We start from the raw sequence: 15,406 nt of genomic DNA on the forward strand, positions 1-15,406 counted from the left end.
CCGCCCTGGAAGAGAGCCCATTGTCTCTCACCCCGGGACCGTTCCCGCTCCCGGGTCCGCACTCCGGGAGGGCGGCCCCGCAGGAAAGCGCTCCCACTCCGGCGCCCGACGCGGACGCTCCCCCCACGGGTTCCGCACCCGTACGAACAGGATGCCGCACCCTGCCCCCAACGTCCCGCCCCCGGAGCCGAGTTCGTCCCGGACCGCCCGATCGGATCAGATGGGCACGATGTCCGGGGCCCCCAGCCGCGCCGCGTCCGCCGTCAGGTCGTCCGGCTGCCGCTGCGACTCGCGCTCCGCCTCCACCCTCTTCTCGTAGTGCTCCACCTCCTTGTCGATCTGGTGCTCGTCCCAGCCGAGCACCGGCGCCATCAGCTCGGCGCACTCCCGTGCGCACCGCGTCCCGCGGTCGAAGGTCTCGATCGAGATCCGGGTGCGCCGGGTCAGGACGTCGTCCAGATGCCGGGCGCCCTCGTGGGAGGCGGCGTAGACGATTTCGGCGCGCAGATAGTCGTCGGCCCCCGTCAACGGCTCGGCGAGGCCGGGGTCGGCGGCGATGAGCTCCAGGAGCTCCTCCGCCATCGACCCGAACCTGTTGAGCAGATGCTCGACGCGCACGACATGGAGGCCGGTCCGGGCGGCGATCCTGGCCCGGGCGTTCCACAGGGCCCGGTACCCCTCGGCGCCCAGGAGCGGCACGTCCTCGGTGACGCAGGCGGCGACCCGCTGGTCGAGCGCGTGCACGGCCTCGTCCACGGCGTCCTTGGCCATCACCCGGTAGGTGGTGTACTTGCCGCCGGCCACCACGACCAGGCCGGGGACCGGGTGCGCGACGGTGTGTTCGCGCGAGAGCTTGCTCGTGGCGTCCGACTCGCCGGCCAGCAGGGGCCGCAGGCCCGCGTAGACGCCCTGGACGTCGTCCCTGGTGAGCGGCGTCGCCAGGACGCTGTTCACGTGCTCCAGGAGATAGTCGATGTCGGCGCTGGAGGCGGCCGGATGGGCCTTGTCCAGGTCCCAGTCGGTGTCGGTGGTGCCCACGATCCAGTGCCGCCCCCACGGGATCACGAACAGCACGGACTTCTCGGTCCGCAGGATCAGTCCGGTGTTCGAGTGAATCCGGTCCTTGGGGACGACCAGGTGGATGCCCTTCGAGGCGCGGACGTGGAACTGCCCCCGCTCCCCGATGAGCGCCTGGGTGTCGTCCGTCCACACCCCGGTCGCGTTCACGAGCTGCTTCGCGCGGATCTCGTACTCGCCGCCCGCCTCGACGTCCTGGACCCGGGCGCCCACCACCCGTTCGCCCTCGCGCAGGAAGCCGACGACCCGCGCGCGGCTGGCGACCTGCGCGCCGTAGCTCGCGGCCGTGCGGACGAGCGTGGCGACGAAGCGGGCGTCGTCCATCTGGGCGTCGTAGTACTGCAACGCGCCGACCAGGGCGTCCTTCTTCAGGCAGGGCGCCACCCGCAGGGCGTTGCGCCGGGAGAGGTGACGGTGCACCGGGAGTCCGCGGCCGTGGCCCGAGGAGAGGGACATCGCGTCGTACAACGCGACGCCCGAACCCGCGTACAGCCGCTCCCAGCCCTTGTGCTGCAACGGGTAGAGGAAGGGGACGGGCTTCACGAGATGGGGGGCGAGCCGCTCCAGGAGGAGCCCGCGCTCCTTCAGCGCCTCCCGCACGAGGGCGAAGTCCAGCATCTCCAGATAGCGCAGGCCACCGTGGATCAGCTTGCTCGACCGGCTGGAGGTGCCGGACGCCCAGTCGCGCGCCTCGACGAGTCCGGTCGAGAGTCCTCTCGTGACCGCGTCGAGGGCCGTCCCGGCGCCGACCACTCCGGCGCCCACGACCAGCACGTCCAGTTCCCGCTCGGCCATCGTCGCGAGCGCCTCGGCGCGCTCGGCCGGTCCCAGTGTCGCTGTCCTCACCGCTGCCTCCCGTCGTCCCCCCGCGTGATCGGGCTCACAGACTTGATTCTGTCCCGCGCCTCCGACTTCAGCCACCGCCTGTGGATAACACTCGGCGACCTTTGACCCAGCAATACGGCATATCGGTCATATTTACGCTTAGTCTGACATTGCGCTCGCCCCATTCTGTCCACCGGGCTTGCGCGTCTCGTCCCCTCCGGCTACTGGGAAGGACGGCCCACCCCCATGCCCGCTGATCTCGCCGTCATCGGCCTCGGCCACATCGGACTCCCCCTCGCCCAGGCCGCGATCGCCGCGGGCATCGACACCATCGGCTACGACACCGACCCCCGGCCCGTCGCCGAACTCGCCGCCGGCCGCCCGCCCGTCGACGGCTCGCTCACCGCGTCGGAGATCCGCCGGATGCTCTCGGGCGGCTTCCGGCCCACCACCAACCCCGCCGAACTCGGCCGTGTCCGCACGGCCGTCATCTGCGCCCCGACCCCGCTCGGGCCGGACGGGACCCTCGACCTCACCGCCCTGGTCGACGCCGCCCGCGCCCTCGCCGCCCGCCTGCGCCCCCACACGACGGTGCTGCTCGAATCGCCCGTCCACCCCGGCACCACCGAGGGGGTGCTGCGGGAACTCCTGGAGGAGGGCTCCGGGCTGCGCGCCGGCCGCGACTTCCACCTCGCGTACTCCCCCGGCCGGCTCGACCCCGGCAACCGCGCGCACGGCTTCGCGGGCACCCCCAAGGTCATCGGCGGCCTCACCCCCGCCTGCACGGAGTCCGCCGCCACGTTCTACGGCCGGCTCACCGACAAGGTGGTACGCGCGCGTGGCCCGCGCGAGGCCGAGACGGTCAAGCTCCTGGAGACCAACTTCCGGCACGTCAACATCGCCCTGGTCAACGAGATGTCGGTGCTCTGCCACGACCTCGGCGTCGACCTCTGGGACGTCATCCGCTGCGCCGAGACCAAGCCCTTCGGCTTCCAGGCCTTCCGCCCCGGCCCCGGCGTGGGCGGCCACGGCGTCCCCGTCGACACCATCGGCCCGCACCGACCGCTCCGTATGGTCGAGCTGGCGACCCAGGTCAACGACCGCATGCCGAGTTACGTCGTCCAGCGCTGCGCGACCCTGCTCAACGAGCACGGCAAGTCGGCCCGCGGCGCGCGGGTGCTTCTGCTGGGCATCACGTACAAACCCGATCTGGCCGACCGCGAGAACTCCCCGGCCGAGGAGATCGCGTGCCGTCTGATGGACCTCGGCGCCGCGGTCAGCTACCACGACCCGTACGTCCCCGACTGGCGCGTCCGCGACCTCCCGGTCCCCCGCGCCGACTCCCTCTACGAGGCCGCCGCCCACGCCGACCTGACGGTCCTTCTCCAGCACCACCGGACGTACGACCTCCAAGGCCTGTCGGTCAAGGCGCAGCTCCTCCTCGACACCCGGGGCGCCACCCCGGCGGGCGCGGCCCACCGGCTCTGACCCCGCGAAACACCCAGGCACGCTGTCGGAGCGGGCTGCTACTCTCCGGGCTCTTCTCTCGCACATCCGTGCGTGTACGTGTCCCTGGGGGGATCAGCACCATGTCTCAGCCCGTTCCGCCGCCCGGCAACCCGTTCGCCGACGGCGCCGCGCCCACCCCGTACGCCCCCGCCCCGGCCCCCGCGCCCGCGCGCGACAGCCTCGGCCTCGGCCTCGCGGCCGGCGTCGCCGCCACCGTCGTCGGAGCGCTCGCCTACGGCGGCGTCATGCGCGCCCTCGCCGAGGAGGACGGCAGCTACACCCAGATCGGTGTGCTCGCCCTCGCGCTCGGCGCGCTGGTCGGCTTCGCGCTCGGCAAGGTCGGCGGCCGCAACCCGATCCTGCCGATCGTCGGCGTCCCCCTCGCCCTGCTCGGCGTCTTCGCCGGCCAGCTCTTCGGCTTCGCCCTGATGGCCAGCTGGTGGGCGGGCCTGGACGGCATGCCCATCGGGGTCACGGAGCTGCTCACCAGCGAGTTCTCGGTCCTCTTCGAGGGCTGGAAGGCCGAGCTGGGCTTCATGGACGTGCTCTTCTTCGCCATCGCCGGCTACGAGGGCTTCGCCATCACCAAGAAGGTCGCCGGCTGACCTCGCCGGCACACGGCCGAGGCCCCCGCGCCCGACCCGACGGCATGACGAGGGCCCCGCACCCGACCCGCCACACGGCCGAGGGCCCCGCACCGGACCCGGCACACGGACGAGGGCCCCGCACCGGCTGGTGCGGGGCCCTCGTCACGCCGTCGGGAGGTCAGCCCCGACAGAGGGGTCAGCGCTTGTGCTGCGAGTCCGCGACCGTGACCTCGACGCGCTGGAACTCCTTGAGCTCGCTGTAGCCCGTCGTCGCCATCGCGCGGCGCAGGGCGCCGAAGAAGTTCATCGAGCCGTCCGGGGAGTGCGACGGACCGGTGAGGATCTCCTCGGTCGTGCCCACGATGCCCAGGTCGACCAGCTTGCCGCGCGGCACGTCCTCGTGGACGGCCTCCATGCCCCAGTGGTGGCCCTTGCCCGGCGCGTCCGTGGCGCGGGCCAGCGGGGAGCCGATCATGACCGAGTCGGCACCGCAGGCGATCGCCTTCGGCAGGTCGCCCGACCAGCCCACACCGCCGTCGGCGATGACGTGGACGTACCGGCCGCCGGACTCGTCCATGTAGTCGCGGCGGGCCGCGGCCACGTCGGCGACCGCGGTCGCCATCGGGACCTGGATGCCGAGCACGTTGCGCGTGGTGTGCGCAGCGCCGCCGCCGAAGCCGACCAGGACACCCGCCGCGCCGGTGCGCATCAGGTGCAGGGCCGCGGTGTACGTGGCGCAGCCGCCGACGATGACCGGGACGTCGAGCTCGTAGATGAACTGCTTGAGGTTCAGCGGCTCGGCCGCGCCCGAGACGTGCTCGGCGGAGACCGTCGTGCCGCGGATGACGAAGATGTCCACGCCGGCGTCGACGACCGCCTTGGAGAACTGGGCGGTGCGCTGCGGGGAGAGCGCGGCGGCGGTGACGACACCCGAGTCGCGCACCTCCTTGATGCGCTGCCCGATCAGCTCCTCCTTGATCGGAGCCGCGTAGATCTCCTGCAGACGACGGGTCGCGGTCGCCTCGTCCATCTCGGCGATCTCGTCGAGCAGCGGCTGCGGGTCCTCGTACCGGGTCCACAGGCCCTCGAGGTTCAGGACGCCGAGGCCGCCCAGCTCCCCGATGCGGATGGCGGTCTGCGGCGACACGACCGAGTCCATGGGGGCGGCCAGGAAGGGGAGCTCGAAGCGGTAGGCGTCGATCTGCCAGGCGATCGAGACCTCCTTCGGGTCCCGGGTGCGCCGGCTCGGTACGACGGCGATGTCGTCGAACGCGTACGCCCTGCGGCCGCGCTTGCCGCGCCCGATCTCGATCTCAGTCACGATGTGTGGCCTTTCCCTCTACGTCTGCGCCTACCAGTATCCCCGACACACGCGCGTGGGGCGGTTCCGGCCACATGCCGGAACCGCCCCACGCGTCGCGCTGCGTTACTTCCTGCTGTAGTTCGGTGCCTCGACCGTCATCTGGATGTCGTGCGGGTGGCTCTCCTTGAGGCCCGCGGAGGTGATCCGGACGAAGCGGCCCTTGGACTCCATCTCGTCGATGGTGGCCGCGCCGACGTAGCCCATGGTCTGCCGCAGACCGCCGACGAGCTGGTGCAGCACGTTGGCGAGGGGACCGCGGTAGGGCACCTGGCCCTCGATGCCCTCGGGCACGAGCTTGTCGTCGGAGGCGACCTCGCCCTGGAAGTAGCGGTCCTTCGAGTACGACCGGGCCTGGCCGCGGGACTGCATGGCGCCGAGCGAGCCCATGCCCCGGTAGGACTTGAACTGCTTGCCGTTGATGAACTGGAGCTCGCCGGGCGACTCCTCGCAGCCCGCGAGCAGGCTGCCGAGCATCACCGTGCTGGCACCGGCGGCCAGCGCCTTGCCGATGTCGCCCGAGTACTGCAGGCCGCCGTCGCCGATGACCGGGACCCCGGCCGCGCGGGCCGCGAGCGCCGCCTCGTAGATGGCGGTGACCTGCGGGACACCGATTCCGGCGACCACGCGCGTGGTGCAGATCGAGCCGGGGCCGACACCGACCTTGACGCCGTCGACACCGGCGTCGATGAGCGCCTGGGCGCCGTCACGGGTCGCCACGTTGCCGCCGATCACGTCGACGTTCACGCTGGACTTGATCTTCGCCATCCAGCTGAGGGCGTTGCTGTTGTGGCCGTGGGAGGTGTCCACGACCAGGAAGTCCACACCGGCGGCGGCCAGCGCCTGGGCCCGCTCCAGGGCCTCCGGGCTGGCGCCCACCGCGGCGCCGACGATCAGCCGGCCCTCGGCGTCCTTGGCCGCGTGCGGGTACTGCTCGGCCTTGACGAAGTCCTTGACGGTGATGAGGCCCTTGAGCACACCGGCGTCGTCGACCAGGGGAAGCTTCTCGATCTTGTGGCGGCGCAGCAGCTCCATGGCGTCCACGCCACTGATGCCGACCTTGCCGGTCACGAGCGGCATGGGCGTCATGACCTCACGGACCTGACGGCTGCGCTCGGACTCGAAGGCCATGTCGCGGTTGGTGACGATGCCGAGCAGCTTGCCCGCGCCGTCGGTGACCGGGACACCGCTGATCCGGAACTTCGCGCAGAGCGCGTCCGCCTCGGCGAGCGTGGCGTCCGGGTTCACCGTGATCGGGTCGGTGACCATGCCGGACTCGGAGCGCTTCACGAGGTCGACCTGGTTGACCTGGTCCTCGACGGACAGGTTGCGGTGCAGCACGCCGACGCCGCCCTGCCGCGCCATGGCGATGGCCATGCGGGACTCGGTGACCTTGTCCATCGCGGCGGAGAGCAGGGGGATGTTCACCCGGACGTTGCGCGAGATACGGGACGAGGTGTCGACCGCGTTCGGCAGCACTTCCGACGCGCCCGGCAGCAGCAGCACGTCGTCGTAGGTCAGCCCGAGTGTCGCGAATTTCTCGGGCACTCCGTCGACGTTGGCAGTCATGACACCTTCCCCAAATGGCCTTGATCGGTGCGGATGTCCATGCTAACGGGCCTCGACGGTGTCTCATTCCACGATCAAGATCAGAGAGCAGCTTTGGACGTTCGTACGTGTACGTGAGGGCCACCGGCCACGGTGGACCCTTACTGCTCGGCCAGGGCCCTGAGGCGGCTGAGCGCGCGGTGCTGGGCGACCCGTACCGCCCCCGGGGACATACCGAGCATCTGACCGGTCTCCTCGGCGGTCAGGCCGACGGCCACCCGGAGAACCAGCAGCTCCCGCTGGTTCTCCGGGAGGTTGGCGAGGAGCTTCTTGGCCCATTCGGCATCGTCGCTGAGCAGCGCACGCTCCTCGGGGCCGAGGGAGTCGTCGGGGCGCTCGGGCATCTCGTCGGACGGCACGGCCGTCGAGCCCGGGTGCCGCATCGCGGCGCGCTGGAGATCGGCGACCTTGTGTCCGGCGATGGCGAAGACGAAGGCCTCGAAGGGCCTGCCCGTGTCCTTGTAGCGCGGCAGCGCCATGAGGACGGCGACGCAGACTTCCTGCGCGAGGTCCTCGACGAAGTGGCGAGCATCACCGGGCAGCCGGTTCAGTCGCGTGCGGCAATAGCGCAGGGCGAGGGGGTGCACGCGCGCCAGAAGGTCGTGCGTGGCCTGTGCGTCGCCCTCGACGGCACGGTGAACGAGTGCACCGATCTCCCCTGGCCCTACGGGCATGGGGGACCCCATGGTCTCGTCGTCGCGCATCGCTCCATGGTGCCTTGACGCCTCAGAATCCGTGGCACCGCGTCCATAGTTGTGCACCGAAGCGTTATGAGCAGGTGCGCCGGAACTCATCTCCTGCGCCCTCCCCTTCCGCTCGATCGACTCGTCCCCGAGGAACTCCACACCCTCAAGGATGCGGCATCCCGCGCGGAAGTGACACAAGCCGCCGCATCGGAGGCCGGGCCGCCGCCGTGGCGGGCGCCGGACTGCCACCCCGTCCGCACGCGACGGACGGGGACGCGGCCGGTCGTCGGCGCCTAGCGGACCAGGCCCCAACGGAAGCCGAGGGCGACGGCGTGCGCCCGGTCCGACGCGCCGAGCTTCTTGAACAGCCGGCGTGCGTGTGTCTTCACCGTGTCCTCGGAGAGGAAGAGCTCGCGCCCGATCTCCGCGTTGGACCGGCCGTGGCTCATGCCTTCGAGCACCTGGATCTCACGCGCGGTGAGTGTCGGCGCCGCACCCATCTCGGCCGACCGCAGCCGACGCGGGGCGAGCCGCCAGGTCGGGTCGGCGAGGGCCTGGGTGACCGTGGCCCGCAACTCGGCGCGCGAGGCGTCCTTGTGCAGGTATCCGCGGGCACCGGCGGCGACCGCGAGCGCGACACCGTCCAGGTCCTCGGCGACGGTCAGCATGATGATGCGGGCGCCGGGGTCGGCGGACAGCAGCCGGCGGACGGTCTCCACGCCGCCCAGACCGGGCATGCGTACGTCCATCAGAATCAGGTCCGAGCGGTCCGCGCCCCAGCGGCGGAGGACTTCCTCGCCGTTGGCCGCGGTGGTCACGCGCTCGACGCCGGGCACGGTCGCGACCGCACGGCGAAGAGCCTCTCGGGCAAGCGGGGAGTCGTCGCAGACGAGGACGGATGTCATGGCCGCCCTCCGCAGCTGATGCGCGTCACCTTGAGCCTCCAGGGCTGGTACGTATCGTCACCTGTGCGGTTGACGCTCTCGGACACCTGCCCGAGCGCTTGTTCCTTCAACCGCCTCCGCACTCTCAACGACGGTCACTCGAAAGAGTTACGGGTCGGACGGCCGCCTTCGGCACTCTACGTGAGGGAGCGAACGCGGAGGAGAGCGACGCAGGTCATCCGTCCTTGTTTGGAAGCTATGCCCCATTTAGCGGGTTTTCTTCCCTTTTTGTGGTGTCTGTGGCTAGATTCGCAATGAGTCATATTTACATCTACTAAGACAGTAGTTGTACGGTCGGATCGAACCCGCGAGAGCGGGTACGCGGACCCATGGGGGTGAGGGCCCCGCCAGATCAGCCATCCACCCGCCCACCTATCCGTTCGACACGGTTTCAAGGGGACAAGCGCAATGGCAGATTTCTCCCGCCTTCCGGGACCCAACGCCGATCTTTGGGACTGGCAGCTCCTCGCGGCCTGCCGTGGAGTCGACAGCTCCCTTTTCTTCCACCCGGAGGGAGAGCGCGGCGCGGCGCGGAGTGCGCGTGAGAACTCGGCGAAAGAGGTCTGCATGCGGTGCCCGGTACGCGCGGAGTGCGCGGCACACGCACTCGCGGTACGCGAGCCCTACGGCGTGTGGGGTGGCCTCACCGAGGACGAACGCGAAGAGCTCATGGGACGCGCCCGCAACCGCCTGATCACGGCTTCCGCCACCGCCTCGCCACCGAGGGCGGCCACGGCGTCGGGGCCGGCCGGCCTGGGGCATGGCTGACTGCCGGCGCCCGAAGGCTCGAAGGAACGTTTCTGCTCGGGCGGTGACGGCCGGGGACGGTGCCGTGCCGCACGCGGCCCGGGGGCGCGCGGCACGGCAGGGCCGACGCCGGGCACCCGTGGGCTCACCCGCTACGCGCGCGTGACGCCGGGCACCCGTCGACGCACCCGCTACGCGCGCGTGACCGCCCTGCCCGCTGCTTCGGCCGCGCGGGTCAGCTCCTCCAGGGTCGCCGCGACCGCCGGGACCTGCGCCAGGTCGGGCAGCGTCAGGGCGACGATCTCGCGCTCCACGGCCGGTTCGACGACCACGGTGCGCGCCCCCTTGGGACGTACGGACTCCAGGGCCAGCTCCGGCAGGACCGCGACGCCGAGCCCGGCGCCGACGAGCCCGACGACCGCCGGGTAGTCGTCGGTCGCGAAGTCGATGCGCGGAGCGAAGCCCGCCTCCTCGCACACGTCCACCAGCTGGCGCCGGCAGCGGGGGCAGCCCGCGATCCAGGATTCCTCGGCCAGTTCGGCGATGCCCACGGCCTGCGCGTCGGCGAGCCGGTGCCCCTCGGGGACAAGGCCGACCAGCCGGTCGGCGAGCAACGGCCGGACGATCAGGTCGTCCCACTCCGCCTGCCCCGCGCCGTATCGGAAGGCCAGCGCCACGTCGCAGTCGCCCTCGCGGAGCATCTCGATCGAGCGTGGCGGCTCGGCCTCCACCAGCGAGACGCGCGTGCCCGGGTGGGCCGCGCGCAGGGCGGCGAGGGCGGTGGGGACCAGCGTCGAGCTGCCGCTGGGGAAGGAGACCAGTCGGACGCGCCCGGCGCGGAGCCCCGCGATCGCGGCGACCTCCTCCTCGGCGGCGGTGAGGCCCGCGAGGATGCCGGAGGCGTGCCGGACGAGGGCCTCGCCCGCCTGCGTGAGGCGCATCTCGCGGCCGGTCCTGATCAGCAGGGGCGTGCCCGCGGACGTCTCCAGGGCCTTCATCTGCTGGCTCACCGCGGGCTGGGTGCAGCCCAGTTCGCGCGCGGCGGCGGAGAAGGAGCCGGTCGCGGCGACGGCGCGCAGGACGCGGAGATGGCGGGCCTCGATCATACCGTCGAGCATAAGCGAAGCTTGGGCAGCGCGACGAATTCCTCTTGGCGGCTTTGAGACAGGCGTTCTAGGGTGCCGTTATGAAGCTTCTGAGCGTGAATGTCGGGGAGGCCAAGGCCTTCGACTACACGGACTCCCCCTCGGGTCTTACCGGCATCGACAAGCGTCCGGTCGAGGGACCGGTACGGGTGGCGGCGCCCGGTCCGAGCGGCGTCGGGCGGAGCGGGCTCGCCGGGGACACCGTGTGCGACCTGCGCTTCCACGGCGGGGACGACCGCGCGGTGAGCGCCTTCGCCCGGGAGGACATGGACCTCTGGGAGCGCGAGCTCGGCCGCCCGCTCGCCAACGGCTCCTTCGGGGAGAACCTCACGACGCTCGGGCTCGACGTCAATGGGGCGCTGATCGGCGAGCGCTGGCGGGTCGGTCCCGAGGTGGTCCTGGAGGTGACGGGCGGCCGCATCCCCTGCCGTACGTTCGGGGGCTTCGTCGAGGAGAAGGGCTGGGTCCGGCGCTTCACCCGGTCGACGGCAGGACCCGGCGCGCTGCTGCGGGTGATCGAGCCGGGAGCGTTCACGGTCGGCGACCCGGTGGAGGTCGTCCACCGCCCCGCCCACGACATCACGGTCTCGCTGCTGCACCGCGCGGCGACCACCGAGCGCGCGCTGCTGCCGAGCACGCTGGTGGCGGCCGAGTGGATGGAGTCCGGGCTGCTCGACGTCGCGCGCTCGTACGTGGAGAAGTACGGCGCGTCCTCCTGACCTCCGGGGCGAGCTCCTGATCTCCGGCGCGTCCTCCTGACCTCCTGGGCGAGCTCCTGACCTCCTGGGAGGCCCCTCCCCTCCGGCGGAGGGCTCCTGACCTCCGGTGCGGTCGCGCGGGGCACTAACGTTGCCGCGTATGACGACTGCACTGATTACGGGCGCGACGGCGGGGATCGGGGCCGCGTTCGCGCGGAGGCTGGCGGCGGACGGACACGATGTCGTGCTCGTGGCCCGCGATGTGACGCGGCTGCGGGAGCAGGCGACCGAACTGCACGACCGGCACGGCATCGAGGCCGAGGTCCTTGCCGCGGACCTGTCTCAGGAGAAGGGGATCGCGGCCGTGGAGGCCCGGCTCTCGGACCCGAAGCAGCCGGTGGACCTGCTGGTGAACAACGCCGGGTTCGGCAACAAGGGCCGGTTCCTGGAAGTCTCCATGGCCGACGAGTTGAAGATGCTGACCGTGCACTGCGAGGCGGTGCTCCGGCTGACGTCCGCGGCGGCGGAGTCCATGCGCACCCGGGGCCGGGGCGGAGTCGTCAACGTGGCCTCGGTCGCCGCCTTCGTGCCGCGCGGCACGTACGGCGCGTCGAAGGCCTGGGTCGTGCAGTTCACGCAGGGCGCGGCGCGGGACCTGGCGGGCAGCGGGGTACGGCTCATGGCGCTGTGCCCGGGCTTCGTACGCACGGAGTTCCACGAGCGGGCCGGGATGGGGACGGACAACATCCCGGGCTGGATGTGGCTCGACGCGGACAAGCTGGTGGCCGAGGCGCTGAACGACCTGGCACGCGGCAAGTCGCTGTCCATCCCCGACCCGCGCTACAAGGCGCTGATGGGCGTGGTGAAGCTGGCGCCCCGCGGGCTGCTCGGCGGGGTCTCCTCCAAGGCGGGGCGCAAGTACGGGCCGAAGTGACCGGCCGTCACGGCCGTGGTGAGTGTCCGCGAGCCAGGCCGGACGTTCCGGACACGACCTGGTCGACGCCCGCCTCCTCGTACGCCCCGAGGTCGAGTTCCGTCGTGGTGCCGTCCTGCCAGGTCACGTGGATCGTGCGGGCGGTGATCCGGACGGTCGCGAGGGTGGCGACGGGGGCCGGGTCGGGTTCGGCGGTGAGGGAGGCCAGGGCCACGAAGAGCGCGGCGGGGCCGATGGTCGTGGCGTGCAGGGCGGCCGTGCGGCTGGTCGGGCCGCCCTGGAGCGTGGCGCCCGTGGCGAGTGCGACGGTCTCGGTGGCGGCCGGGTAGCCGTGGACGGCGTGGAGTTGGGCGGTCGGGCCGTCCGGCGTGGTGGCCCAGCCCGTCTGGCGTACGGGAGTTCCGTCGGGGGCGCCCAGGACGAGGTGGGCGCGGACCTCGGCGCGGCCGTGGGCGAGGGTCGCGGAGAGGACCCGGACCCCTGGGAGCGGGGTGTGGCGGGAGGCCGCCCAGCCGGGGCCGGTGCCCAGGGGGGTCGCGGGGCCGCGCCGGGTGACACGGCCGTCGACGACCAGGGCGAAGTGGTTGTCGGCGGGGTCGGGCGCGGCCGTCGGTCCGGTACGCGTGGAGTACGCGAAGCGGGCGTAGCCCGCGTCGTCGTCGCCGGCCGGAGCGCTCGCCACCTGGTTGCTGCCGTGGTTGTGGAGGCGTACGAGTCCGTCGGCGGCCGTGGTCTGGAGGAGCAGCGCGGCCGGGGCGACGGGGCGCACGGTGTCGGCGCGTTCGGCGGGGAGCGGTTCCTCGGGGTCGGTCCAGGCCGGGTGGTCCGGGGGCAGCAGGAGGCCGAGGAAGCCCTTGGACGCCCAGTAGGGGGAGGCGGGCCCCGAGTAGCTCTGGACGATCGGCGGGTGGGGGCCGTGCCAGCCGAGCGTGAGCAGGCCGCGCTCGTCGCACGCGCCCCGGTCGAGGAAGTACCGCAGGGCGCCGGAGGCGAGGCGACGGGTGGCGCCGGGGGTGAGCGGGGTGTGGCCGGTGAGGGCGCCGAGCCAGGGCGCGGCGGCCGCGGCGAAGCGGTAGGTGAGGGAGCGGCCGTACGGGAGCGGGGCGCCGGTCGCGTCGAAGAGGTGGGCGTGGTCGGCGAGGTGGGCGTGCAGCCGGGGGCCGTAGCGGGACAGGAGGTCCCGGTCGCCGGAGAGGTGGGCGTGCAGGACGGGGTAGAAGTGCAGGGCCCAGCCGTTGTAGTGGTCGAAGGCGCGGTTGTCGCCGTCGCTGTACCAGCCGTCGCCGAGGTACCAGGTCTCGATCCGGTCGAGGGAGCGGGCGATCGTGGCGGCCGCGCGGTCCGTCTCGATGCCGGCGTCCTGGAGGAATCCGGCGACGGTGAGGCCGAAGAGCCACCAGTTGTTGTCGACCGGGGAGGGCGCGAGGGCGGGTAGCAGCCAGTCGACGGCGCGCTGCTGGGTGCGGTCGTCGAGGGTGTCCCAGAGCCAGGGGCGGGTCAGCCGCAGGCCGAGCGCGACGGAGGCGGATTCGACCACGGCCTGTCGTACGTCGGTCAGCGGGGACCAGGAGTCGGGGCCGTCCGTGCCCGGGTCCTCGGTGCCGGCGGCCAGGCCCTCCGCATAGCGGGGCAGGTGGCCGTGCGGGTCCCCGCCCCGGGCGCCGGCGACGCGGAGGGCCGCGAGCAGGAACGTACGGGCATGGCCTTCGAGGCCGTCGGAGCGGGCGCCGGACCAGCTGGGGCGGGGGCCGGGCAGGTCGAAGCGGCCGTGGCGGGGCGAGGCGTACGGCCGTACGGCGAGGAGGAGTCGGTCGGCGGCGTCCTCCCAGTGAGCGCGGGTCCAGCCGGTGAACGGGCTGAGCTCACGGTTCTCGGGCGGCGTGGGCATGATGCTCCCTGCGGCGGACAGCGTCGACGCCGGAATCATCGGCAGCTGCCGATCGAACGTCAATGGGATCCGAGCGAATGATCGAAACTCTTGCCGTTCGATCATTCTGGCGTAGGCTCGGATTCCGGCCGAGCACGCACCGCCCGCAGGCCTGGAGACCGCCCCACCGCGAGGAGACGCACCGTGCGCGAGAGTGCCGCCGAACGACACGACCGACTCCTGGCCCTGGTGCGCGAACGCGGCAGCGCCCGCGTCGCCGAACTGGCCGACCGGCTCAACGTCTCGCCCGTGACCGCCCGCCGCGACGTCGAGGCGCTGGCCGCCAAGGGGCTGCTGGACCGGGTGCACGGCCAGGTCTCCTGGCCCGAGCGGCACGGCGACGCGGGAGGCGCGGGGGGCCGGCGGGCCGGCGAGGGCCTGGTCCTCGGGCTGCTCGCGCCTTCCGCCACGTACTACTTCGCCGAGGTCATCCGGGGCGCGCACGAGGCGGCGGCACGAGCGGGGGCGCGGCTGATCCTGCGGATCTCGGACTACCGCCCCGAGGAGGACCGCGCCCGCACCGAGAGCCTGCTCGCGGCGGGCGCCGAAGGGGTGCTCGTCGCGCCCGGCTGGCGGGGCCCGGAGGACCGGTCGGCGTACGGCGACCGGCTCGCCGAACTCCCCGTGCCCGCCGTGCTCCTGGAGCGCCGCGCCGAACCCGGCAGCCCGCTGGACGCGCTGGACCGGGTGGTCTCCGACCACGGCCACGGCGTCCTGCTCGCCCTGCGCCACCTGCTCGCCCTCGACCGCGGCACCCCGCTGCTCGTCGCGCGCGGGGACAGCCCGACCGCCCTCGCGGTGCGCGCCGGGTACGCGGAGGCGCTGGCCACGCTGGGCCTGACGGCGCCGGGGCCGGTCATCGACTCCGTACCGGCGGACCAGGATCCGGCGGGGTTCGAGCGGGCGGTGCGCGCCCTGTACGAGGCGGTGGACTCGGGGCGGGCGAGCGCGGCGCTGGTCCACAACGACGTGGACGCGATCGAGGTGGTGCAGCGGCTGGCGGAGCTGGGGCTGAAGGTGCCGGAGGACCTGGCCCTGATCGCGTACGACGACGAGGTCGCCGCGCTCGCCGACACCCCGCTCACGGCGGTCGCCCCGCCGAAGCGTCAGGTGGGGCGGCAGGCGATGGAGTTGCTGGTGGAGCGGCTGACGGAGAACCCGGCGGAGGAGTCGGCGCGCCGCCATCTGAGCCTGCTGCCCCGGCTGCGCGTCCGGTCCTCGTGCGGGGCGGCTCCGGGCGGGGCCGGCTGACGCGACCTCGGCCCGGGCTCCGGCTCTCGCCGCCGCCGATCGATACGATCTCCTTCCGATCAATCAATCTTTCGATCTTGACTTCGGTCATGGACGGTCACAGGATCG

The 15,406-nt window shown here is 72.4% G+C and carries 13 protein-coding genes; 6 read left to right on the forward strand and 7 right to left on the reverse strand.

The genetic code is table 11. From position 1 onward, the window contains the following. Nucleotides 1-216: 216 nt before the first annotated feature. A complete protein-coding gene (locus ACIPPS_RS04890) occupies nucleotides 217-1,923 on the reverse strand; it encodes a glycerol-3-phosphate dehydrogenase/oxidase (protein ID WP_401426876.1) in 1,707 nt (568 codons plus the stop codon). A gap of 225 nt (nucleotides 1,924-2,148) precedes the next feature. On the opposite strand from ACIPPS_RS04890, the gene ACIPPS_RS04895 reads away from it, so the two are divergent. Both ACIPPS_RS04895 and ACIPPS_RS04900 read left to right on the forward strand, forming a co-directional pair. After that, nucleotides 2,149-3,390: a nucleotide sugar dehydrogenase gene (locus tag ACIPPS_RS04895; protein WP_401426879.1), complete on the forward strand. Its 1,242-nt coding sequence runs from the start codon at nucleotides 2,149-2,151 to the stop codon at nucleotides 3,388-3,390. Between the two features lie 101 nt (nucleotides 3,391-3,491). Next, nucleotides 3,492-4,016 carry a hypothetical protein gene (locus ACIPPS_RS04900; RefSeq protein WP_401426881.1) on the forward strand — a complete coding sequence of 175 codons (525 nt, stop codon included), beginning with the start codon at nucleotides 3,492-3,494 and terminating at the stop codon, nucleotides 4,014-4,016. 178 nt (nucleotides 4,017-4,194) lie between these two features. Here ACIPPS_RS04900 and ACIPPS_RS04905 read toward each other — a convergent pair whose 3' ends face one another. The 4 genes from ACIPPS_RS04905 to ACIPPS_RS04920 all read right to left on the reverse strand — a co-directional run bounded on the left by ACIPPS_RS04905 (nucleotide 4,195) and on the right by ACIPPS_RS04920 (nucleotide 8,557). Then, nucleotides 4,195-5,319, reverse strand: a complete 1,125-nt coding sequence (locus ACIPPS_RS04905; protein WP_361965375.1) for a GuaB3 family IMP dehydrogenase-related protein — start codon at nucleotides 5,317-5,319, stop codon at nucleotides 4,195-4,197. A gap of 105 nt (nucleotides 5,320-5,424) precedes the next feature. Further along, entirely contained in the window at nucleotides 5,425-6,927 is a 1,503-nt protein-coding gene (guaB, locus tag ACIPPS_RS04910; protein WP_401426884.1) for an IMP dehydrogenase, read from the reverse strand. 140 nt (nucleotides 6,928-7,067) lie between these two features. After that, a complete protein-coding gene (locus ACIPPS_RS04915; RefSeq protein ID WP_401426886.1) occupies nucleotides 7,068-7,670 on the reverse strand; it encodes a sigma-70 family RNA polymerase sigma factor in 603 nt (200 codons plus the stop codon). 275 nt (nucleotides 7,671-7,945) lie between these two features. Next, nucleotides 7,946-8,557, reverse strand: coding sequence for a response regulator transcription factor (locus tag ACIPPS_RS04920; RefSeq protein ID WP_003948568.1), 612 nt, complete (start codon nucleotides 8,555-8,557; stop codon nucleotides 7,946-7,948). 447 nt (nucleotides 8,558-9,004) lie between these two features. Between ACIPPS_RS04920 and ACIPPS_RS04925 the strand changes: the two genes are divergently transcribed. After that, the gene (locus ACIPPS_RS04925; protein ID WP_401426888.1) at nucleotides 9,005-9,364 is read left to right on the forward strand and encodes a WhiB family transcriptional regulator; all 360 of its coding nucleotides are present in this window, start codon (nucleotides 9,005-9,007) and stop codon (nucleotides 9,362-9,364) included. Nucleotides 9,365-9,534: 170 nt separating this feature from the next. Here the strand turns inward: ACIPPS_RS04925 and ACIPPS_RS04930 are convergent, their stop codons facing one another. Next, nucleotides 9,535-10,449 (reverse strand): LysR family transcriptional regulator, encoded by a 915-nt coding sequence (locus ACIPPS_RS04930; RefSeq protein WP_401426891.1) that lies wholly within the window; start codon nucleotides 10,447-10,449, stop codon nucleotides 9,535-9,537. A gap of 80 nt (nucleotides 10,450-10,529) precedes the next feature. Between ACIPPS_RS04930 and ACIPPS_RS04935 the strand changes: the two genes are divergently transcribed. Both ACIPPS_RS04935 and ACIPPS_RS04940 read left to right on the forward strand, forming a co-directional pair. Beyond that, nucleotides 10,530-11,207 (forward strand): MOSC domain-containing protein, encoded by a 678-nt coding sequence (locus ACIPPS_RS04935; protein ID WP_401426893.1) that lies wholly within the window; start codon nucleotides 10,530-10,532, stop codon nucleotides 11,205-11,207. Nucleotides 11,208-11,346: 139 nt separating this feature from the next. Then, nucleotides 11,347-12,120: an SDR family NAD(P)-dependent oxidoreductase gene (locus ACIPPS_RS04940; RefSeq protein WP_401426895.1), complete on the forward strand. Its 774-nt coding sequence runs from the start codon at nucleotides 11,347-11,349 to the stop codon at nucleotides 12,118-12,120. A gap of 7 nt (nucleotides 12,121-12,127) precedes the next feature. Here ACIPPS_RS04940 and ACIPPS_RS04945 read toward each other — a convergent pair whose 3' ends face one another. Then, complete coding sequence (locus ACIPPS_RS04945; RefSeq protein WP_401426897.1) at nucleotides 12,128-14,008, reverse strand: DUF2264 domain-containing protein; 1,881 nt, start codon at nucleotides 14,006-14,008, stop codon at nucleotides 12,128-12,130. Nucleotides 14,009-14,191: 183 nt separating this feature from the next. Between ACIPPS_RS04945 and ACIPPS_RS04950 the strand changes: the two genes are divergently transcribed. Beyond that, nucleotides 14,192-15,298, forward strand: a complete 1,107-nt coding sequence (locus ACIPPS_RS04950; RefSeq protein ID WP_401426899.1) for a substrate-binding domain-containing protein — start codon at nucleotides 14,192-14,194, stop codon at nucleotides 15,296-15,298. Nucleotides 15,299-15,406: the final 108 nt, after the last annotated feature.

Origin of the sequence: Streptomyces sp. NPDC090127, assembly GCF_044746945.1 — a bacterium.
Taxonomy (GTDB): domain Bacteria; phylum Actinomycetota; class Actinomycetes; order Streptomycetales; family Streptomycetaceae; genus Streptomyces.